Origin of the sequence: Halomonas sp. B23F22_3, from assembly GCF_043496965.1 — a bacterium.
Classification (GTDB): domain Bacteria; phylum Pseudomonadota; class Gammaproteobacteria; order Pseudomonadales; family Halomonadaceae; genus Halomonas.
Genome location: NZ_JBIEKG010000005.1, coordinates 219,924 through 240,323 on the forward strand (window position 1 = coordinate 219,924; position 20,400 = coordinate 240,323).

Annotated in this window: 21 protein-coding genes; 2 read left to right on the forward strand and 19 right to left on the reverse strand. The window is 69.5% G+C overall.

Annotation, left to right across the window (positions count from 1 at the left end):
• Positions 1–10 precede the first annotated feature (10 nt).
• The 8 genes from pabC to ACGTNG_RS13075 form a co-directional block, all read right to left on the reverse strand.
• Positions 11–808, reverse strand: a complete 798-nt coding sequence (gene pabC / locus ACGTNG_RS13040; RefSeq protein WP_394577489.1) for an aminodeoxychorismate lyase — start codon at positions 806–808, stop codon at positions 11–13.
• 32 nt (positions 809–840) lie between these two features.
• Positions 841–2,079, reverse strand: a complete 1,239-nt coding sequence (gene fabF, locus ACGTNG_RS13045; RefSeq protein WP_394577490.1) for a beta-ketoacyl-ACP synthase II — start codon at positions 2,077–2,079, stop codon at positions 841–843.
• 198 nt (positions 2,080–2,277) lie between these two features.
• Entirely contained in the window at positions 2,278–2,511 is a 234-nt protein-coding gene (gene acpP, locus ACGTNG_RS13050; protein ID WP_008956801.1) for an acyl carrier protein, read from the reverse strand.
• 130 nt (positions 2,512–2,641) lie between these two features.
• Positions 2,642–3,385, reverse strand: coding sequence for a 3-oxoacyl-ACP reductase FabG (fabG, locus tag ACGTNG_RS13055; RefSeq protein ID WP_394577491.1), 744 nt, complete (start codon positions 3,383–3,385; stop codon positions 2,642–2,644).
• A 30-nt stretch (positions 3,386–3,415) separates the two neighbouring features.
• On the reverse strand, positions 3,416–4,387 hold the full coding sequence (fabD, locus tag ACGTNG_RS13060; RefSeq protein WP_394577492.1) for an ACP S-malonyltransferase: 972 nt from the start codon (positions 4,385–4,387) through the stop codon (positions 3,416–3,418).
• A 5-nt stretch (positions 4,388–4,392) separates the two neighbouring features.
• Positions 4,393–5,514, reverse strand: coding sequence for a phosphate acyltransferase PlsX (plsX, locus tag ACGTNG_RS13065; RefSeq protein WP_394577493.1), 1,122 nt, complete (start codon positions 5,512–5,514; stop codon positions 4,393–4,395).
• Between the two features lie 35 nt (positions 5,515–5,549).
• Positions 5,550–5,720, reverse strand: a complete 171-nt coding sequence (gene rpmF / locus ACGTNG_RS13070) for a 50S ribosomal protein L32 (RefSeq protein WP_089846176.1) — start codon at positions 5,718–5,720, stop codon at positions 5,550–5,552.
• A 32-nt stretch (positions 5,721–5,752) separates the two neighbouring features.
• Entirely contained in the window at positions 5,753–6,280 is a 528-nt protein-coding gene (locus ACGTNG_RS13075; protein ID WP_394577494.1) for a YceD family protein, read from the reverse strand.
• Positions 6,281–6,409: 129 nt separating this feature from the next.
• Here ACGTNG_RS13075 and ACGTNG_RS13080 point away from each other — a divergent pair, with 129 nt between their 5' ends.
• Positions 6,410–6,991, forward strand: a complete 582-nt coding sequence (locus ACGTNG_RS13080; RefSeq protein WP_394577495.1) for a Maf family protein — start codon at positions 6,410–6,412, stop codon at positions 6,989–6,991.
• An 80-nt stretch (positions 6,992–7,071) separates the two neighbouring features.
• Here ACGTNG_RS13080 and sppA read toward each other — a convergent pair whose 3' ends face one another.
• The 3 genes from sppA to ACGTNG_RS13095 form a co-directional block, all read right to left on the reverse strand.
• On the reverse strand, positions 7,072–8,169 hold the full coding sequence (sppA, locus tag ACGTNG_RS13085; RefSeq protein ID WP_394577496.1) for a signal peptide peptidase SppA: 1,098 nt from the start codon (positions 8,167–8,169) through the stop codon (positions 7,072–7,074).
• Positions 8,170–8,234: 65 nt separating this feature from the next.
• The gene (locus ACGTNG_RS13090; protein WP_394577497.1) at positions 8,235–8,885 is read right to left on the reverse strand and encodes an HAD-IA family hydrolase; all 651 of its coding nucleotides are present in this window, start codon (positions 8,883–8,885) and stop codon (positions 8,235–8,237) included.
• A gap of 11 nt (positions 8,886–8,896) precedes the next feature.
• Positions 8,897–9,844: an RluA family pseudouridine synthase gene (locus ACGTNG_RS13095; protein ID WP_394577498.1), complete on the reverse strand. Its 948-nt coding sequence runs from the start codon at positions 9,842–9,844 to the stop codon at positions 8,897–8,899.
• Between the two features lie 564 nt (positions 9,845–10,408).
• Here ACGTNG_RS13095 and rne point away from each other — a divergent pair.
• Positions 10,409–13,855, forward strand: coding sequence for a ribonuclease E (rne, locus tag ACGTNG_RS13100; protein WP_394577499.1), 3,447 nt, complete (start codon positions 10,409–10,411; stop codon positions 13,853–13,855).
• A 98-nt stretch (positions 13,856–13,953) separates the two neighbouring features.
• Here the strand turns inward: rne and murB are convergent, their stop codons facing one another.
• The 8 genes from murB to ACGTNG_RS13140 are packed head-to-tail and all read right to left on the reverse strand — an operon-like array spanning position 13,954 to position 20,374.
• Positions 13,954–14,976 carry a UDP-N-acetylmuramate dehydrogenase gene (gene murB / locus ACGTNG_RS13105; RefSeq protein WP_394577500.1) on the reverse strand — a complete coding sequence of 341 codons (1,023 nt, stop codon included), beginning with the start codon at positions 14,974–14,976 and terminating at the stop codon, positions 13,954–13,956.
• Positions 14,973–15,449: a low molecular weight protein-tyrosine-phosphatase gene (locus ACGTNG_RS13110; protein ID WP_394577501.1), complete on the reverse strand. Its 477-nt coding sequence runs from the start codon at positions 15,447–15,449 to the stop codon at positions 14,973–14,975. Before ACGTNG_RS13110 ends, murB begins: the two co-directional genes overlap by 4 nt.
• Complete coding sequence (gene kdsB, locus ACGTNG_RS13115) at positions 15,449–16,237, reverse strand: 3-deoxy-manno-octulosonate cytidylyltransferase (protein WP_394577502.1); 789 nt, start codon at positions 16,235–16,237, stop codon at positions 15,449–15,451. The genes ACGTNG_RS13110 and kdsB overlap by 1 nt, the downstream gene beginning before the upstream one ends.
• Positions 16,237–16,446: a Trm112 family protein gene (locus tag ACGTNG_RS13120; protein WP_394577503.1), complete on the reverse strand. Its 210-nt coding sequence runs from the start codon at positions 16,444–16,446 to the stop codon at positions 16,237–16,239. Before ACGTNG_RS13120 ends, kdsB begins: the two co-directional genes overlap by 1 nt.
• Positions 16,447–16,465: 19 nt before the next feature.
• Positions 16,466–17,503 (reverse strand): tetraacyldisaccharide 4'-kinase, encoded by a 1,038-nt coding sequence (lpxK, locus tag ACGTNG_RS13125; protein WP_394577504.1) that lies wholly within the window; start codon positions 17,501–17,503, stop codon positions 16,466–16,468.
• Positions 17,500–19,242 carry a lipid A export permease/ATP-binding protein MsbA gene (gene msbA, locus ACGTNG_RS13130; protein WP_394797200.1) on the reverse strand — a complete coding sequence of 581 codons (1,743 nt, stop codon included), beginning with the start codon at positions 19,240–19,242 and terminating at the stop codon, positions 17,500–17,502. The genes lpxK and msbA overlap by 4 nt, the downstream gene beginning before the upstream one ends.
• Entirely contained in the window at positions 19,242–19,664 is a 423-nt protein-coding gene (locus tag ACGTNG_RS13135; protein WP_138181572.1) for an ExbD/TolR family protein, read from the reverse strand. The genes msbA and ACGTNG_RS13135 overlap by 1 nt, the downstream gene beginning before the upstream one ends.
• Positions 19,661–20,374 (reverse strand): MotA/TolQ/ExbB proton channel family protein, encoded by a 714-nt coding sequence (locus tag ACGTNG_RS13140; RefSeq protein WP_394577505.1) that lies wholly within the window; start codon positions 20,372–20,374, stop codon positions 19,661–19,663. The genes ACGTNG_RS13135 and ACGTNG_RS13140 overlap by 4 nt, the downstream gene beginning before the upstream one ends.
• Between the last annotated feature and the right edge of the window lie 26 nt (positions 20,375–20,400).

A 20,400-nucleotide genomic window follows, 5' to 3' on the forward strand; every position in this document is an offset into this window, starting at 1 on the left:
CGTTCAATCATCACGTGATGGGGGGATAGCCCAGCGCCTCATGGGCCAGGGCCTGCAGGCGGCGATGCCCCGGCCCGAGGCGCCAGTGCCGAATGGGATTGCCCTCGGCATCGTCGAGCCTCGCCACCGGCCAGAGCCCCTGCAGCGAATTGCCGAGCCACAGCGCCTCGACCCCATCGAGCACCGAGGGGCAGGCGTCGACCTCATGGATCGACGCCCGCTCGAGGAGTGCCGCCCGCAGCGTGCCGGCCACGCCGCAGCGGTCGAGCCGGGGCGTCTCCAGCTTGCCATCGCGCTGCCAGAACAGGTTCATGCAGGTGGCCTCCACCAGACGCCCCTCGCTGTCGCAGAGCAACCCTTCCGCCGTGTCGGCATCCGTCCACTCGGCACGGGCCAGGACGTTCTCGAGGCGATTGAGGTGCTTGAGGCCGGCGAGCAGGGGCTGGATGCCCAGGCGCAATCGGCAGTGGCGCACCCGCACGCCGTGCCGCCAGCGCTCGGCGTCGGGCGCGAACGGCCCGAGCCGCCAGCGCAGCTGGGGATCGGGGGGGCTCGGGAGCGCATAGCCGCGTCCCCCGCTGCCGCGGGTCAGGATCAGCTTGAGCACCGAGAGCCCCTCGCCGGCCTCGGCCAGCGGTGCCTCCAGCCGCGCCCGGTCGGGCGGCGGGATGTCCAGCACCCGGCAGCCTCGGGCGAGGCGCGCCAGGTGCTGCTCCCACAGCACGGGGCGGCCGTCACGCACGAGGACGGTCTCGAAGAGACCGTCCCCGTAGGCGACGCCGCGATCCTCCAGCGGCCAGTCGCTCATGGCCGCCTCTGCCGCCACGACGCGCCGCTTGCTCACACCCTGCTGAAGATCAGCGTGCCGTTGGTGCCGCCGAAGCCGAAGGAGTTCGACAGGCTGACGTCGATCTTCATCTCGCGCGCGGTGTGCGGCACGTAGTCGAGCCGGCAGCCGTCCTGGGGGTTGTCCAGGTTGATCGTCGGCGGCGCGACCTGATCGCGAATCGCCAGCACGCTGAACACCGCCTCCACGGCACCGGCCGCCCCCAGCAGGTGACCGATCATCGACTTGGTGGAGCTGACCGCCACCGACTGGGCGGCCTCGCCCATCACCTTCTCGACGGCCCGGCTCTCGGCCAGGTCGCCGGCCGCGGTCGAGGTGCCGTGGGCGTTGATGTAGTCGACGGCGGAGGGATCGATGCCGGCATCCTGAATGGCATTGCTCATGGAGCGCGCCGCCCCACGACCATCTTCCGGCGGCGCCGTCATGTGGTAGGCGTCATCGCTCATGCCGAAGCCGGTGAGCTCGGCGTAGATGGTCGCCCCGCGGGCCTTCGCCTGCTCGTACTCCTCGAGCACGATCACCCCGGCGCCGTCGGAGAGCACGAAGCCGTCGCGATCCCGATCCCAGGGACGGCTCGCCGCCTCGGGATCATCGTTGCGCGTGGACAGCGCCCGGGCCGCCGAGAAGCCGCCGAGGCCCAGCGGCGTGGTCGCCATCTCGGCGCCACCGCAGACCATCACGTCGGCGTCGCCGTAGGCGATGGTGCGCGCGCTGTAGCCGATGTTGTGCGTCCCGGTGGTGCAGGCGGTGGTGATCGCGATGTTGGGGCCGCGGAAGCCGTGCTGGATCGCCAGGTTGCCGGAGATCATGTTGATGATCGAGCCCGGCACGAAGAACGGCGAGATCCGGCGCGCCCCGCCCTTGTTGAGGGCGTTGTGGTTGTGCTCGATCATCGGCAGGCCGCCGATGCCCGAGCCGATGGCCACCCCGATGCGATCGGCATTCTCTTCGGTGCACTCGATCCCGGCATCGGCGATCGCCTGGCCGCCCGCCGCCATCCCGTACTGGATGAACAGGTCCATCTTGCGGGCGTCCTTGGGATTGAGATAGGGACTGATGTCGAAGTCCTTCACCGACCCGCCGAAGCGCGTATTGAAGGCGCTGACATCGAAGTGTTCGATGGGAGTGATACCGCTCTTGCCGGCCAGGATATTGGCCCAGCTCTCCTTGACGGTATTCCCCACCGGCGTGACCAGACCGAGCCCGGTCACCACAACCCTTCTACGAGCCATCAGCTTTCCTCCAGACAACCTTGGTGACACGACCCCGTCACGGGGTCGTCATTGCGCGCATTATACCCGAGTCTCCCCGACCTGTGCGGGCTCGGCAAGTTCCCGTCGCGCATAGCACGAGAGCCGTCCTGCCACGGCAGGACGGCTCTCCTCGGGGCGCAGCCCCGGACGCTTCAGAAAGCGGTATCGACCGCCACCTTACTGGTGGGCGTTGACGTAGTCGATGGCTTCCTGAACGGTGGTGATCTTCTCGGCTTCCTCGTCGGGAATCTCGGTGTCGAATTCTTCTTCGAGCGCCATCACCAGCTCGACGGTATCCAGGGAATCCGCGCCGAGGTCCTCGGTGAAGGAAGAGGAGTTCTGGATGTCTTCTTCCTTGACGTTCAGACGCTCAGCCACAACCTTCTTAACGCGCTCTTCGATGGTGCTCATTATGACTACTCCAGTCGTTCACATTGGCCGTTCGGAAACCAGCCGTTAAAGATCCAGATCCGCTAGCCGGAAGCTGCGGGGTAGTTTATAGACGCCCCGGGGTCGGCGCAACCGCCTCCCCCCGATGGCTTCAACGCATGTTCATGCCGCCGTTGACATGCAGGGTTTCGCCGGTGATATAGCCCGCCGTCTCGCCGGTCAGGAAGCCCACCGCCGCCGCGATTTCCTCGGGATCACCGAGCCGCGACAGGGGGATCTGGCCGAGCAGCATCTTGTGCTGCTCCTCGGGCAGCGCCTCGGTCATGTCGGTGGCGATGAACCCCGGCGCCACCGCATTGACGGTAATGGCACGCGAGGCCACCTCACGGGCCAGCGCCCGGGTGAAACCCTCCATGCCCGCCTTGGCGGCGGCATAGTTGGTCTGGCCCAGGTTGCCCATGGTGGCCACCACCGAGCTGATCGAGACGATGCGCCCGAAGCGCGCCCGGGTCATGCCGCGCAGGCAGGCCTTGCTGACGCGATAGACGGACTTGAGATTGGTGTCGATCACCGAATCCCACTCGTCCTCCTTCATGCGCATCAACAGGTTATCGCGAGTGATGCCGGCGTTGTTGACCAGAATGGTCGGCGCCCCGAACTCCTCGGTGATCGCCTTGATCAGGGCATCGACGCTGTCCTGGTCGGTGACGTCCAGCTTGCGGCCGGCACCCTCGATGCCCGCCGCGGCGAGATCGGCATCGATCCGCTCGGCGCCGGCATCGCTGGTGGCGGTGCCGATCACGATGCGACCCTGGCGCCCCAGCTCGTGGGCGGTGGCGCGGCCGATGCCGCGACTGGCCCCGGTGATCAGGGCGACTCTACGCTCGGTTGTCATGGTCTCTTCCGTCTACGTCCTGAAGATGGATCAGCCATTGGCCGACGGCGACTGGCCGGCGGCTTCCCTGGCCAGTTCGAGGGCCGCGGAGAGGCTGTCCGGGTCATTGACCGCCAGCCCCTTGCTGCCCCGTGCGATGCGCTTGTTGAGGCCGGTGAGTACCTTGCCGGGCCCGCACTCGATGAGCACCTCGGCGCCCTGCCCGGTCATGGCCTCGATGCATGAGGTCCAGCGCACCGGCTGATAGAGCTGCTCGATCAGCCGGGTGCGAAGGGTCTCCACATCGGCATGGGCCTGGGCATCCACGTTTTGATACACCGTGTAGCGCGGCGCGCGCAGCTCGATCTCCTCCATCGCCGCCGCCAGGCGCTCGGCGGCCGGGCGCATCAGATCACAGTGCGACGGCACCGATACCGGCAGCGGCATGGCACGCTTCGCCCCGGCCTCCTGACAGGCCACGATGGCCCGCTCGACCGCCGCCTTGCTGCCGGCGATCACCACCTGACCGGGGGCATTGTAGTTGACCGCGGCGACCACGTCGCCGTCCGCGGCACGGGCGCAGGCCTGCTCGACGGCGGCATCGTCCAGGCCGAGGATCGCCGCCATGGCGCCCTCGCCCACCGGCACGGCCGCCTGCATCGCCTCGCCGCGCAGCTTCACCAGCCGCACGCCCTCGGCGAACGTCAGGGCCCCGGCACACACTAGGGCGCTGTACTCGCCGAGGCTGTGACCGGCCATGGCCACGGGCCTCGGGCCCTCCAGCTCCTGCCAGACGCGCCAGATCGAGACGCTGGCGGTGAGCAGCGCCGGCTGGGTGCAGGCCGTGGCGTTGAGCGCCTCGGCCGGGCCTTCCTGAACCACCTGCCAGAGGTCGTACCCCAGGGCGTCAGAAGCCTCCTCGAAGGTGGTGCGCACCACGCTGTAGCGCTCCGCCAGCTCGCGCAGCATGCCGATCTGCTGCGAGCCCTGCCCGGGAAAGATGAGGGCAAGGGATTGTGTCATGTCGATCACCTTTGCGCTTGTTGACTGTCGTCGATGCCGGTCGCACCCGGCAGGATCGGACCTTGAGGCCCGGATCCGCTCTCGACTCGACCGACGGCGGCCGAATCGACAGAGGACCGTCGATGATCCAGTTCAGCGGCCAGCCGACTCGGCAGGTCGTGACTGACTTCGTTGGCCGCGCGCTGGACCGCGTAGCGAAAGCCCGTGGCATCGGCGCCGCCATGACTCTTGATCACGATCCCGGCGAGCCCCAGCAGGCTGGCCCCATTGTAGCGAACGGGATCGAGCTCCCCCCTGAGGCGCCGCAGCGCCGGCCGGGCCAGGAGCCCCACCAGCCGACTGCTCCAGTGGGCCTCGAAGGTCGCCTGCACCCGCTCCACCAGCAAGCGTGCCAGGCCTTCGCTGGCCTTGAGCACCGCGTTGCCGACGAAGCCGTCACAGACCACCACGTCGGCGGCACCGCTGAAGACCCCGTCGCCCTCGACATAGCCGAGGTAGGTGATGCCGGGATACTGCCGCAGCCAGGCATCCGCCTCACGCACGCTGGCGGTACCCTTGGTGCCCTCGACGCCGACGTTGAGCAGCGCCACCCGAGGAGCGGCGAGGCCGTCCACGTGGCGCGCCATGACCTCGCCCATCAGGGCGAAGTCGACGAGACGCGCCGCGCTCGCCTCGACGTTGGCACCGAGGTCGAGCAGATAGCAGCGGCGCCGATCGCGAGTGGGGATGGCGGTGCTGATCGCCGGCCGCGGAATGCCCGCCACCGTGCCCAGGGCACGCCGTGCCAGGGCCATCAGGGCGCCGGTATTGCCGGCACTGACCCCGGCCAGGGCGTCACCGGAGGCGATGCTGTCGAGCATCCTGGCCATGCTGGTCTCGGCCCCGTGGCGCAACGCCTCGCTGGGGCGCTGCGCCTGACGGATCACGCCGGGCGCATCGCTGATCTGCAGACGCGCCGCCGCCGCGGCCAGCGGCCGCGGCAGGCGGGAGATCTCATCGCCGAGCCGCTCGGCGGGGCCGAACAGCTGGAGTTCCAGATCCGGGTCGGCGTTGACCGCCTGAGCGGACCCCATCACGACCGGGCGGGGACCGAGGTCCCCGCCCATCGCGTCGATGGCGATCCGCACGTCAGCGGCCAGCCACTACCACTCGCGTCGTCGTCTTAGACTTCGACGACCTTGCGGCCACGGTAGAAGCCGTCCGGCGCCACGTGGTGACGCAGGTGGGTGGTACCGGTCTCCTTGTCCTGGGACAGGGCCGCGGAGGTCAGGGCGTCGTGGCTACGACGCATGCCGCGCTTGGAACGGGTCTTGCGGTTCTGTTGAACTGCCATGGGTTATCACTCCAGAGTGAAACGAGGGTGTATCAGAGTTTGCCCTTGATCTGCCGCAGCACATCGAAAGGGTTCGCCGGGGCGTCGGCCGACGCGTCGGTCGCCTCCCCGCTGGTCAGCTGGTCGCGCGAGACCGGGCACTCGGCCTCGTCGTGGTAAACCACCTGGGGCAGACTGAGAATGATCTCATCCTCGACCACCGCCATCAGGTTCAGCTGTTCGTTTTCCACCAGCACCGGTTCATGGGTGCTCGGCAGCTCCGCGGCCAGGGCATCGCTGGTGACCATCCCCAGCCGGAAATCGCTCTCGACGCGCTGCGCCATGGGCTGGAGGCAGCGCCGACAGGGAATCTGCAGCTCGGCTTCCAGGTGGCCGCGAATCTCCCGGCGCCCCTGGGGATCGATGGCGAAATCCAGCCACACTTGGCCGTCGCCGGACTGGGCGCCGACTTCGTCTTCGAGTCGGGCCAGTTCGGCGAGCGCCACCAGGCCTTCCAGGTGTTCGGCACGGGCCGCGAGCTTGTAGGGCTCGACCCTGCCGGGGAGTCTTGAGGTCAACATAGGCGCGCAATGATAGGCACTCCCCCTCCCCCTGTCAAAGCCACCATCGCGCCGGGTTACAATGGCCGAGCGACGCGTTCGGCGTCATCGCGCGTTTCGCTCATTCGCCCCACCGCAGAGGAAGCCTTCATGCCCCGCCTGGTCCTTGCCTCGGGCTCTCGCTGGCGCCGCCAGCTGCTCGACCGCCTCGCTCTCCCCTATGCCTGGGAGAGCCCCGACATCGACGAGACGCCGCGCCCCGGCGAGACGCCCGAATCGCTGGTGCATCGCCTGGCGCTCGCCAAGGCCGAGCGGCTGGCGACGACCCACCCCGACCACCTGATCATCGGGGCCGACCAGGTGGCGTTGTTCGAGGGCGAGATCCTCGGCAAGCCCAGCGATGAAGCCGCGGCCCGCACCCAGCTGACGCGCTTCTCCGGCCGACGGGTGCGCTTTCTCACCGGCCTGGCCCTGATCGACACCGGCCATGGCCGGCATCGCGTCTGCCACGAGAGCTATGAGGTGGTGTTTCGTCGACTCGACGCGCAGGAGATCGCAACCTATGTCGCCCGGGAACAGCCGCTGGACTGTGCCGGCAGCTTTCGCATGGAGGGTCTGGGCATCACGCTGTTCGAGCGCCTCGAGGGCGACGACCCCAACACCCTGATCGGCCTGCCGCTGATCCGGCTCTGCGCGATGCTGCGCGAGGCAGGCCTCGACCCGCTGGCCTAGCACCGGGACCGACAGGGAAGAGCCGGTGACGCCTAGAGGATGCGCTGGCGCCCCCTCCTGCCGGAGGGGCCGGCCATCCCTCAGGGCAGCTGGTAGCGCACCGGAGCCGCGGCCTGGGGGAGCCCCATCAACTCGGCGGCGACCCGGCCGAACTGACGGGAGATCCGCTCCAGGGGATCCAGGCGCGGAGTGTAGTCCTGCAGCCGCGCGCCGTCGAAGCGTCGCGCCAGGGTATCCAGGCTGCCCAGCTCATCCACCAGCCCAAGCTCACGGGCCTGCTCGCCCGTCCAGATCAGCCCGCTGAAGAGCCGCTCGTCATCGCCCAGCCGGTCGCCGCGCCCATTGCGGACGTCGTCGATGAACTGCTGATGGGTGGTGGCCAGCACTTCCTGCCAGAACTGACGCTGGGAGCGGGAGATGTCGGAGAAGGGGTCGAGGAAGGCCTTGTTCTCCCCGGCGGTGAAGACGCGCCGCTCCACCCCGAGGCGCTCGATGGCCTCCTCGAAGCCGAAACCGGCATGGATCACCCCGATCGAACCCACCAGGCTGGCCGGGGCGGCGACGATCTCGTCGGCCGCCGCCGCCACGTAGTAGGCGCCGCTGGCCCCGATGTCCTCGACCACCGCGATGATCTTCTTGTCGCCCTGCTCGCGCAGCCGCATCACCGCATCGAAGATGCGCTGGGACTGCACCGGGCTGCCCCCGGGGCTGTTGAGGTGCAGCACCACCGCCTCGGCCTGATCGGCCTTCCAGGCCCGCTCGAGCCCCTCGATGACGCGCTGAGCGCTGGCCGGCGACTCGCTGTCGATCACGCCCTTGACCTCGACGACGCCGAGGTGACGCTCGGCGGGCGCCGACGGCCCCGACGCCATGAAGATCCCATAGAAGGTGGTGGTGAGCGAGGCGAGGATCAGCAGCGCGAAGAAGAAGCGGAAGAACAGCTTCCAGCGCCGCGAGCGGCGCTGCTCGACCAGCACGCCGTCGATCCAGCGATCCATCATCGCCAGTTGAGCCAGGCGCTGGCGCTCGCGCAGCGTCTCGGCATCCTCGTCGCCGGACGACGCGGCACCGGCCGGCGCGGCATCGGCCGGCGCACCCTCACGCGCCTGGCGCGCCTGCTCGGGCGTCAGCTCCGGGCCCGTCGTCCAGCGGTCGTCCCGCTTGTCGTCATCACTCATGGCAATTCTTCCCTTGATAGGCGGGTCGTGAACGGACTGGTCGTGGCCGACGGGACATCACGGCCCTAGCCGTGCAGCCAGTCGAAGAGCTCGGGCACCGTCTCGGCGGTAAGCACCGGGCGACTGGCGGCCAGCCGGTCCGGGGCATGCACTCCCCAGGTCACCGCGATGCGGTCCATGCCCAGCGCCCGAGCCATCTCCAGGTCGTATTCCGTGTCGCCGATCATCACCGCCTCGCCGACCTCGATCTCGAGTTCGGCGAGGAGCTCCTCGAGCATGCGCGGGTGAGGCTTGGAGAGGGTCTCGTCGGCGGTGCGGCTGGCGTGGAACCAGTGGCCGCTGGCGCTCTCGCGGAAGATACGATCGAGTCCGCGGCGGCTCTTGCCGGTGGCCACCGCCAGCTGCTGCTCCTCTCGCCCGCGCAGTCGGGCGAGTCCCGCCTCGACACCCGGATAGAAGCGCATCGGTGTGGCGTCCCCCTCGACGAAGTAGTAGGCGTAGCGGGCCCTGAGCAGCTCGGCCCGTTCGGCATCGATGCCGGGACAGAGCGTGGCGATGGCCTCCGGCAGGCCGAGGCCGATGATGTTGCGCACTGCGCCTGGTTCGAGCTCGCCCCAGCCGGCATCCCGGGAGGCCGCCTGCATGCAGGAGACGATGCGGGCGATGGAATCCATCAAGGTGCCATCCCAGTCGAAGATGGCCAGTCGATAGCGCATGAGGTCTCCTGTCAGCGAGCGTGGCGCGCTCGGGCGAGCGCCGCCTCGAGATCGTCGGGAAGCGGCGCCTTGATCTGCACGGGACGACCGCTGGTGGGTTCGGGAAAGGTCAGCGAGGCGGCATGCAGGAAGAGCCGGGAGACGCCGAGCCCCGCCGCCAGGCGCTGGCTCTCGCGGCTGCCATACTTGTCGTCGCCGAGCAGCGGATGCCCGGCATGGGCGGCATGCACGCGAATCTGGTGCGTCCGCCCGGTGACCGGCTCGGCCTCGACCAGGGTCACCTTGTCGAAGGTCTCGCGCACCGCGAAGCGGGTGCGGGCCACCTTGCCGGCGGTGTCCACCCGCACCCGCCGCTCGCCGTTACCCAGCTCGAAGCGATCGAGCCGGGCGCTGACGAAATCGCGACGCGCCGGCCAGCGTCCGGCCACCAGAGCCAGGTACTGCTTGTCCATGCGATGCTGCTTGAGCGACTCGTTGAGCGCCAGCAGCGCCGGGCGCGACTTAGCCAGCAGCAGGCAGCCGGAGGTGTCACGATCCAGGCGATGCACGAGCTCCAGGAAGTCGAGGTCCTCCCGCACCTGGCGCAGCGCCTCGATCAGGCCGATCTTGACCCCGCTGCCGCCGTGCACGGCGAGTCCCGAGGGCTTGTTGATCACTAGCCAGTCGCGCCCCTCCACCAGCACGCTGCCGGCCAGCAGGTTGCGCAGGTTGTCACTGACCTCGCGTACCGCCTCGCGGGGCGTGAGACGCAGCGGCGGGATGCGCACCAGATCCCCCAGCGCCAGGCGAGTATCCGCCTTGACGCGCTTCTTGTTCACCCGCACCTCGCCCTTGCGCACGATGCGGTAGATCAGCGCCCGCGGCGCCCCCTTCATGCGCGTCAACAGGAAGTTGTCGACCCGCTGGCCGACCTGACCCTCGGTCACTTCCACCCACTGCACGTCGCGCCCTTCGGCCATGCCGCCACTCCACTGAAAACCCGCTCGAAAGGCGCATTCTAACGCAGTGTGCACCATCCTGCGCCAATTGCTGGTCACCCCCGTTACTGGTATATTGCCAACTCGTCTCAATGGGTCTTGATGGCCCGTTAGTGCGCCTGCACGACAGACACGCAGGCCGAGGCGAAAAGATCAGGCCGCGACGATCCTCGCCAATCCGAGGTCCCGCCGCCGACAAGCAAACGATACTACGCCACGCCCGGCTCCGATCGCGCCCGCAGCGGCACGACCGGGGACCAAGGGATACGTACAACAACGTGCCGGAGGCCGGCGTTGGCGAATCGATGAATGCCAGGTGTTGGCGGTGACCGCAGAACCGGATGGGCGATGTCCCACCGTGACATGTCCTGCCACCGCCCCGTACTCAACATGATCATGCCGTGTCGGATCCATTGTGCAAGGATGCTCCGGGGCGGCCGGGCGCTATACCGCATCCGCGACATGCGCTGAGCACAGGCACGCTGCAGCCAGCGGTTCGCCTCCGTCGTTGACCGTCATCCGGCACGTCCATATTTGTGAGACGACATGAAACGGATGCTCATCAATGCGACCCAGCCGGAAGAGCTGCGCGTCGCGCTGGTCGATGGACAACGCCTCTACGACCTGGACATCGAGTCCGGTGCCCGGGAACAGAAGAAAGCCAACATCTACCGCGGCAAGATCACCCGCGTCGAACCCTCCCTCGAAGCCGCCTTCGTCGACTTCGGTGCCGACCGCCACGGCTTCCTGCCCCTCAAGGAGGTCTCCCGCGACTACTTCCTGAAGGAGCCGTCCGGCCGCCCCAGCATCAAGGAAGTGCTCAAGGAAGGTCAGGAAGTGATCGTCCAGGTGGACAAGGAGGAGCGCGGCAACAAGGGCGCGGCGCTGACCACCTTCATCAGCCTGGCCGGCCGCTTCCTGGTGCTGATGCCCAACAACCCCCGGGCCGGCGGCATCTCGCGTCGCATCGAGGGCGAGGAGCGCAGCCAGCTCAAGGAGGCCATGGGCCAGCTGACCGTGCCCGACAAGATGGGCCTGATCGTGCGCACCGCCGGCATCGGCCGCTCCCCCGAGGAGCTGCAGTGGGACCTCGACTACCTGGTCCAGGTGTGGGAGTCGATCACCGAAGAGGCCGGCAAGCGCGCCGCGCCCTTCCTGATCTACCGCGAGTCCAACGTCATCATCCGCGCCATGCGCGACTACCTGCGCCAGGACATCGGCGAGGTGCTGATCGACAGCGAGGCGATCCACCAGGAGGCACTGGCCTTCATCCGCCAGGTGATGCCCTCCTACCAGCAGAAGATCAAGCTCTACGTCGACGAGGTCCCGCTCTTCTCGCGCTTCCAGATCGAGTCGCAGATCGAGACCGCCTACGAGCGTGAGGTCAAGCTGCCCTCCGGCGGCTCCATCGTCATCGACCACACCGAGGCGCTGGTCTCCATCGACATCAACTCGGCGCGCGCCACCCGCGGCAGCGACATCGAGGAGACGGCCCTGCAGACCAACCTCGAGGCGGCCGACGAGATCGCCCGCCAGCTGCGCCTGCGCGACATCGGCGGCCTGGTGGTCATCGACTTCATCGACATGAGCCCGGCGCGCAACCAGCGCGAGGTCGAGAATCGCACCCGCGACGCGCTGAAGCTCGATCGCGCCCGGGTGCAGATCGGCCGCATCTCGCGCTTCGGCCTGATGGAGATGTCGCGTCAGCGCCTGCGCCCGTCGCTCGGCGAGACCAGCGGCGTGGTCTGCCCGCGCTGTGACGGCCAGGGCACCATCCGCGACGTGCGCTCCATCTCGCTCTCCATCATGCGCCTCATCGAGGAAGAGGCCATGAAGGAGCGCAGTGCCCAGATCCGCGCGATCCTGCCGGTGCCGGTCGCCACCTACCTGCTCAACGAGAAGCGCAGCGTGCTGGCCGAGATCGAGCGCCGCCAGGACGTGCGCGTGGTGATGCTGCCCAATCCCGACATGGACACGCCCCACTACGACGTCCAGCGCCTGCGCGACGACCATGTCGACGAGGAAGGCACCGCCAACCTCTCCAGCTTCGAGCTCTCCACCGAGAGCGAAGTGGGCAAGGAGCCCGAGGCAGCCTTCGGCAAGCCGGTCCAGCGCGCCGAGGCCGCCGTTAAGACGGTGATCCATCACGAGCCGGCGCCCGCCTCCCTGCAGAAGGAGGAGGAACAGGCGCCGGCGCCGGCCGCCAAGGCGCCCGCGGCCAGCAAGCCCAGTGCTCCCAAGGCCGCCAGTGCCAAGGCACCGTCCGCCGCCAAGGCGCCGAGCGCGCGGCCGGCCGCCGAGCCCGAGGGCGGCGTCCTCGGTCGCCTGGTCAAGGGGCTGGCCAAGCTGCTCGGCGGTGAGGACACACCCGCCGAGCAGGAGAAGACGCCCGCCACTCGCCGCAGCGAGTCATCCACCGCCAGCGACCAGACGGCACGCAAGCCCGCCCCGCGTGACGAGGATCGCGGCAGCCGTGGCGGTCGCCAGCGTCGTCAGCGCAATGACGAGCGTCGCGGCAATGCTCGCCAGGAAGGCGGGCGCGATGAGGGCAAGGCCACCGGCACCGAGGGTCGCGGCAACCGTGGCGGCCGCGGACGTGGCCGCCAGGACGACAATCGCTCCGCAGCGAACCAGCAGGAAGCGCCCAAGGGTCGTGATGACAAGCCGCGTGACGACAAGTCCCGCGAGGAGAAGCCCCGCGAAGACGCGCGCCGCCAGAAGCCGAGCGACAAGCCGTCCGAGAAGGTCGCCGACAAGCCGAGCGAGAAACGCGCCGACAAGCCAGCGGCCAGCGAACCGGTCGATGATGGCAAGCCGAAGCGGACCCGCAACAATCCGCGCAACCGCACGCGCAAGCATGCCATCAACCCCAAGGCCGAAGCCGAGCAGCAGCGCCTGCAGGCGGAAGCCGCCGAGGCGCCCAAGGCCGAGCCGGTAGCGAGCGACGCCAAGGCCGAACAGCCGGCCAAGCCGGAGCAGAAGTCTGCCGAGGCCAAGGCCGAGCCGAAGCCGGCCGCGCCGAAGCCTGCTGAAGCCAAGCCGGAGCAGCAGCCTGCCGACGCCCAGGCCGAGCAGAAGCCTGCTGAAGCCAAGCCGGAGCAGCAGCCCGCCGAGACCAAGGCCGAGCAGAAGCCGACCGAGGCCAAGGCCGAGCAGAAGCCGACCGAGGCCAAGGCCGAGCAGAAGCCTGCTGAGGCCAAGCCGGAGCAGCAGCCCGCCGACGCCCAGGCCGAGCAGAAGCCTGCCGAGGCCAAGGCCGAGCAGAAGCCTGCCGAAGCCCAGGCCGAGCAGAAGCCTGCCGAGGCCAAGGCCGAGCAGAAGCCTGCTGAAGCCAAGGCCGAGCCGAAGCCCGCCGAGACCAAGGCCGAGCAGAAGCCCACCGACGCCAAGGCCGAGCAGAAGCCTGCTGGAACCAAGCCGGAGCAGCAGCCCGCCGAGGCCAAGGCCGAGCAGAAGCCTGCTGAAGCCAAGCCGGAGCAGCAGCCTGCCGAGGCCCAGGCCGAGCAGAAGCCTGCTGAAGCCAAGGCCGAGCAGAAGCCCGCCGAGACCAAGGCCGAGCAGAAGCCCACCGACGCCAAGGCCGAGCAGAAGCCTGCTGGAACCAAGCCGGAGCAGCAGCCCGCCGACGCCAAGGCTGACGCGAAGGTTGAGGAAAAGGCTGAAGAGAAGCCCGAGCCGAAGCCGGCCGCGCCGAAAGCCGCCGAGGCCAAGGCCGAGCAACAGCCGACCGACGCCAAGGCCGCGCCGAAGCCCACCGAGGCCAAGGCTGATGCGAAGGTTGAGGAAAAGGCTGAAGAGAAGCCCGAGCCGAAGCCGGCCGCGCCGAAGGCTACCGAGTCCAAGGCCGAGAAGCCGGCCAAGGCCGAGGCGAAAGACGAGTCTCAGCCTGCCGCCAAGGCCTCTCGTCGCCGGGGGCGTCGCGCGCATAACGATCCGCGCGAGATCCGTCGCCGCGAGCAGGAGGCCAAGGCCCAGGAGGGCAAGCAGGGCTGATCACCCCCACCCTGCCCCAACGACAACGCCCGCAGCCATGGCTGCGGGCGTTGTCGTTCAGGGGCGCCGTATCCGGGTGCCCTCCCGATGGCGTTCGCCTACTGCCCCCGGGCGCCGGCCCAGCGAGGCTCGCGCTCGAGGCTCACGCCGAAGCGCTCCTCCACTCGGGCGGCCACCTCGCCGGCGAAGCCGAGCAGCTCGTCGGCGCTGCCGCCTCCGAAGTGCACTAGCACCAGGGCCTGGCGGTCATGCACGCCGAAGTGGCCCTGGCGCCACCCCTTCAGCCCGCAGCGATCGATCAGCCAGCCGGCCGCCAGCTTGACGCGTCCGTCGGGCTGAGGAAAGTGCGGCATGGCGGGATGCTCGGCCAGCAGTCGGCGGGCGCGCTCGCCATCGATCAGCGGGTTCTTGAAGAAGCTGCCGGCGTTACAGAGCGTCGCCGGGTCGGGGAGCTTCTCGCGGCGGATCGCGCAGACCGCCTCGGCCACCGCCAGCGCCGTCGGCGCGGCGTCGAGCCGGCTCGCCAGGTCGCCATAGCCAAGCCGGGGACGCGGCGTGTGCGACACGCGCAGCACCAGTCGTGTGATCACCACCCGCTCCGCCAGCGCGCCCTTGAAGATGCTGTCCCGGTAACCGAAGGCGCAGTCGGCCGCCGACAGCACCGCCTCGCGGCCGTCGTCGAGATGCACCAGGTGCACCGCCTCGAGCAGGTCGCTCAGCTCGACCCCGTAGGCGCCGATGTTCTGGATCGGCGCCGCCCCGCAGTGGCCGGGAATCAGCGCCAGGTTCTCGGCGCCCCAGAGCCCACGCTGTGCCAGGGCCATCACCAGCGCGTGCCACTCCACCGCCGCCTCGGCATGCACGAGCGCGCCGTCATCCTGCTCCTCGAGCCACCACTGCGCCATGGCCGGCTGGATCACCAGTCCCGGCAGCCGCTCGGGCAGAATCAGGTTGCTGCCGCCGCCGAGTACCGTCAGCGGCCAGTCGTGCCGCCTTGCCAGGGCCAGCGCCTCGCGCAGTTCGGCCAGGGTCCCCGGCGCCGCATGACGCTCGGCGACGCAGGGCAGCCCGAGGGTGTTGGCCCCGGTCAGGGGGTGATCGGCGTGGACCGCCAGGCTCAAGGCTTGGCCTCCAGGCGCGAGGCGATCTCGGTCACGAGCCCCCGGGAGGCCGCCTCGACCAGATCCAGCACCGTCTCGAAGCCGCCCTCGTCCCCGAAGTAGGGATCGGGCACCGCGCGCTCGGGCCAGCCGGCGTAGGCGAGGAACAGGCCGACGACCGCCTCGCTCGATGCGGGGCGCCGCGCCTCGATGGCGGCGAGGTTGTCATGGTCCATGGCGAGCACGTAGTCGAAGCGCTCGAAGTCGTCGGCGGCGAGTTGCCGCGCCCGGAGTTCGGAGAGGTCGACCCCGCGTCGCAGGGCCGCCTCCCGGGCGCGCTCATCCGGTGCCTTGCCGACGTGCCAGGCGCCGATGCCGCAGGAGTCGACCTCGACCCGCGAGGCCAGGCCGGCCTGCTCGAGATGGGCGCGGAAGACCCCTTCCGCGGTGGGCGAGCGGCAAATATTACCCAGGCAGACGAAGAGCACGCGCATCAGGCACCTCCCGAACGGTCTTGGCCAGAAAGCAGTTCGCGCACCCGCGCCAGGTCCGCCTCGGTATCGACGCCGGCCGGGTGCGGCACCCGGGCCAGGGCGACCTGGATGGCGTGACCATGGTGCAGGGCGCGCAGCTGCTCGAGCTGCTCGAGCCGCTCGAGCGGCGACGGTGGCCAGTCGCGATAGTCGGCGAGAAAGCCCGCCCGATAGGCGTAGAGCCCGATGTGGCGCAGCCAGGCGTCGGTCTCGAGCAGCTCGGGACGCCGGGCGAAGGCGTCCCGATCCCAGGGGATGGGCGCCCGGGAGAAGTAGAGCGCCCGCCCGGAGAGCGCGCGCACCACCTTCACCGCATTGGGATTGAAGAGCGTCTCGACGTCACTGATCGGCTCGGCGAGGGTGGCGATGGAGGCCTCGGGATCGTCGAACAGCCTGGCGGCGACCTGGTCGATCAGTACCGGCGGAATCAGCGGCTCATCGCCCTGCACGTTGACCAGCACCGCGTCGTCGGCGAGCCCAAGGTGCTCGGCCACCTCCGCCAGGCGGTCGGTCCCGGAGGGGTGATCGTCGCGCGTCATCACCACTTCGGCGCCGAGGGGCTCGAGGACGTCGCGGATGCGCTCATCGTCGGTGGCCACCACCACCCGCGCGGCGCGACTCTCGCCGGCGCGCCGCCAGACGTGCGCCACCATGGGCTCGCCGGCGATCTCGGCCAGCGGCTTGCCAGGCAGGCGCGACGAGGCGTGACGCGCGGGGATCACCGCGATGAAGGCGTCGTCACCGCTCATCACGCTTCTCCCGCGCGTCCCGGCGAATCGTGCAGCGTCTCGTCGACGCTCATGGCCCGCGCCTCTTCCGGCAGCATCACCGGAATGCCGTCGCGGATCGGGTAGGCGAGGCCCTCGAAGCGGCACTCGAGCTCGAGGGCCTCGCGGTTGTAGGTAAGCTTGCCCTTGCACAGCGGGCAGATCAGCATTGCCAGCAGTTCCTTGTCCATGACTCCCCCTCGTGGTGATTCAGTTCGCCGCCCGGGCCTCGCCCGGCGTCGGATAAGATGATGACAGGGTGTCCAGCCGTTGCGCCAGCCAGGCACGGAAGGCGGCATCGGGGCTCGCCTCCACCTCGAGGACCCAGCTTTCGTCGGGCGCCAGGCCCCGGCACTTCACCGCGTCCTTGGCGGTCATCACCAGCGGCCGATCGTCGCCGAAGGCCAGGTCCTCGGCCGTGTAGCGGTGGTGATCCGCGAAGGCATGCGGCGTCGCCTCGACACAGAGCGCTGCCAGGGTCGCGAAGAAACGCGGCGGATGGCCGATGCCGGCGATAGCGTGCACCTCCCCCTCGAAGGGCAAGGGCGAGAGCGGGAAGCGCCGTCCATCGCCCAGGCGGCGCCAGGCGGCGGGTTCCAGGACCATGCTGTGAGCCCCGGAAGGAGGGTCGAAGGCCGGTGTGCCGTTGATCACCACCGCATCCACCTGGTCGAGCCGCGAGGGCGGCTCGCGTAGCGGACCCGCCGGCAGGCAGCGACCGTTGCCGAGGCCGCGCCGCCCGTCCACCACCACCAGCTCCAGGTCACGCCTCAGCGCCAGGTGCTGCAGGCCGTCGTCACTGATCAGGATATCGCAGCCCGCCTCGAGCAGGCGCCTCGCCCCTCGCGGCCGATCCGGATCCACCACCACCGGCAGGCCCGTCTGGTCGGCCAGCATGCGCGGCTCATCGCCGCAGGCGGTGACCGGCGTGTGTGCGTCGAGCAGCAGCGGATAGCGTTCGCTGTGACCGCCATAGCCCCGGGAGAGGATGCCCGGCGACCAGCCCCGCTCGGCCAGGTGGCGCGCCAGCCAGGCGACCAGCGGCGACTTGCCGGTGCCGCCCAGGGTCACGTTGCCGACCACGATCACCGGCACCGGTGCCTGCCACACCGGCTTGCGGCCCAACGCATAGGCCGCGGCGCGGCGGCGCACGGCCAGGCGGTAGAGCGCTTCCAGCGGCCGCAGGGCACACAGCCAGGCGTCGCCGCGATAGGCCGCCGTCAGCCAGCGCTCGCCGAGGCCGCTCATGCCGGCCCGGACTCCTGGAACTGCAGCCGGTGCAGCGCCGCGTAGGCGCCGTCGCGCGCCATCAGCTCGTCGTGGGAGCCCTGCTCGATGATCTCGCCCTGCTCCATGACCAGGATGCGGTCGGCCCGCTCGATGGTCGAGAGGCGGTGGGCGATGACGAAGGTCGTCCGGCCGCGACACACTTCCTCCAGGGCCGCCTGGATGTAGCGCTCGGATTCGGTATCCAGCGCCGAGGTCGCCTCGTCGAGCACCAGCAGCGGGGCGTCCTTGAAGATCGCCCGGGCGATGGCCAGGCGCTGGCGCTGGCCGCCGGAGAGCATCACGCCGTTTTCCCCCACCACGCTGTCGTAGCCGTCCGGCATGCGTTCGATGAACTCGTGGGCATGGGCCGCGCGGGCGGCGGCCTCGATGGCGGCGGGATCGGCGTCCGTCACGCCGTAGGCGATGTTGTCGGCGATGCTCGCGTTGAACAGGGTGACCTGCTGGGAGACCAGGGCGATCTGACGGCGCAGCGGCGCCAGGCGGTACTCGCCCTGCTCCACCCCATCGATCAACAGCCGACCCGCCGTGGGGCGGTAGAAGCGCGGCAGTAGGCCGACGAGGGTCGACTTGCCGCTGCCGGAGCGGCCGACGATGGCGACCATCTCGCCGGGTTCGACCTCCAGATCGATGCCCTTGAGCACCTCGGGCTGGTCGTCGCCGTAGGCGAAGCGCACCCCCTCGAAGCGGACCCGTCCCTCCAGTCGACCGGGATCATAGGTCCCGGTGTCGCGCTCGGGGGGCTCCTCGAGCAACCCGAAGAGCTCGCCGGCGGCGGCGATACCCTTCTGAATGGTGGCGTTGATCTCGGTGAGCTGGCGCACCGGTTTGGCCATCAGGGCGGCCGCGGTGATGAAGGCGACGAACTCCCCGGGGGTCATGTCCGCCATCAGCGCCGGTGACATGGCGAGCCACACCAGCACCGCCAGCGACAGCGCCACCAGCAGCTGGATCACCGGCGTACTGGTGGCCTTGGTCAGCGCCTCCTTCATGCTCTGGCGACGATTGATCTCGCTGGCCTGGGCGAAGCGGGCCTTCTCGAAGCCCTCGGCCCCGTGGGTGCGTACCACCCGGTAGCCGGACAGCGCCTCCGCGGCGACGTGGGTGACCTCGCCCATGGAGCGCTGGATGCGCCGGGAGATGCGACGGAAGCGCTTGCTGGCATAGCTGACCACGCCGCCGATCAGCGGGGTCACGGCCAGGAACAGCAGGGTCAGCATCCAGTTGGTCCACAGCAGGTAGAGCACCAGGCCGATCACGAAGAGCCCCTCGCGCAGCAGGATGGTGACCGCCTTGGTGGCGGCCCCGGTGACCTGCTCGACGTGGTAGGTGACCCGGGAGATCAGGTGCCCCGAGGAGTGGGCGTCGAAGAAGCGCCCCGGCAGGTGCAGCATGTGGTTGAAGACGTCGCAGCGCAGCGCATGGACCAGGTTTCTGGCCACGCTGCTCATGAAGTAGGTGCCGAGGAAGGTGCCGAGGCCCCGCGCCGCGAACATGCCCACCACGAATAGCGGCAGGAACAGCCGGAAGTCCGCGTCCGGGTTCTGGATGCCGTCGATCAGTCGCTTCATCATCTCGGCCAGCGCCGTGCTCGAGGCGGCGTAGATCACATAGCCGAGGATCGCCAGGGCGAAGGCGCGCCAGTGGGGCTTCACATAGGCCAGCAGGCGCTTGTAGAGGGTCCAGCCGGAATGTTCGATCACGGTGTCTCCGCTTGAGGGGTTGCAACGGCCTCGGTGGCGATGCGCACGTGCCGGATCTCGAGACCGGCGGCCCGGTCCAGCACGCGTACCACGTCGGCATGGGCGGCCCGCCCGTCGGCCTCGACCACGAGGCCGTGTTCCCGGGCCTGTTCGGCCTCTGCCGCCAGGGCATCGCCCAGGGTCCCGGCCGTATGGACCCGCTCGCCCAGGCGATACTCGCCCGCCGCCGTGACCACCAGCGTCACCGGCGCGGCCTCCATCGGCTGGCCGCTCGCGCTCTCGGGCAGCTCGAGCTCCAGCGCCTGTCGGGTCTCGAAGGTGGTCGAGACCATGAAGAAGATCAGCAGCAGGAAGACCACGTCGATCAGCGGCGTGAGGTTGACCTCCACCGGGTCGCGTCGTCGCCGGGGAAATCTCACGACGGCTTCACCCGCGGCGCGATGCGCCCGTCCGCCTCGCGACGCTCGTCGCCGCGCGACGCCGGGTGCGCCTCGTCGGCGTGGCGTTCGGCCAGCACCAGCTCGCCCGGATAGTGGGCCAGGTACTCGACCACCTGGCCGGCCTGCTCCTCCATGCGCACGGTGATGTCCTCGACCCGGCGCTGGAAGTAGCGGTGGAACATCAGCGCGGGAATCGCCACGGTGAGGCCCGCGGCGGTGGTCACCAAGGCGCGGGAGATGCCGCCGGCGAGATCCGCGGTGCGACTCGCCCCGTCGCCGCTGACGATCACCGCGAACACCTCGATCATGCCCACCACGGTGCCCAGCAGGCCGATCAGCGGCGTGATCGCGGCGATGGTACCCAGCGGGCTCAGGAAGCGCTCCATGTCGTGGATCACCGCGGTCGCCGCCTCCTGCAGCCGGGCGCGCACCTGCTCGTGACCGAGCCGGGCGTTGCGCAGTCCGGCGGCGAGCACGCCGCCCAGCGGCGAGTGCGCCTCCAGCCAGTAGAGGTTGACCTGCCCGCGCGCCACCAGCTGGCAGACCTCCTGGCCGAGCCCGCGGGGGGCGATGCGGCGCGCGCGCAGGGTCCACAGGCGCTCGATGATGATCACCGAGGCCAGCAGCGAACAGCCCAGCAGCGGCACCATCAACCAGCCGCCGGCGATCAGGGCATCCATCATGTCCATGGCACTCTCCCCGGGTAGGGCCGGCC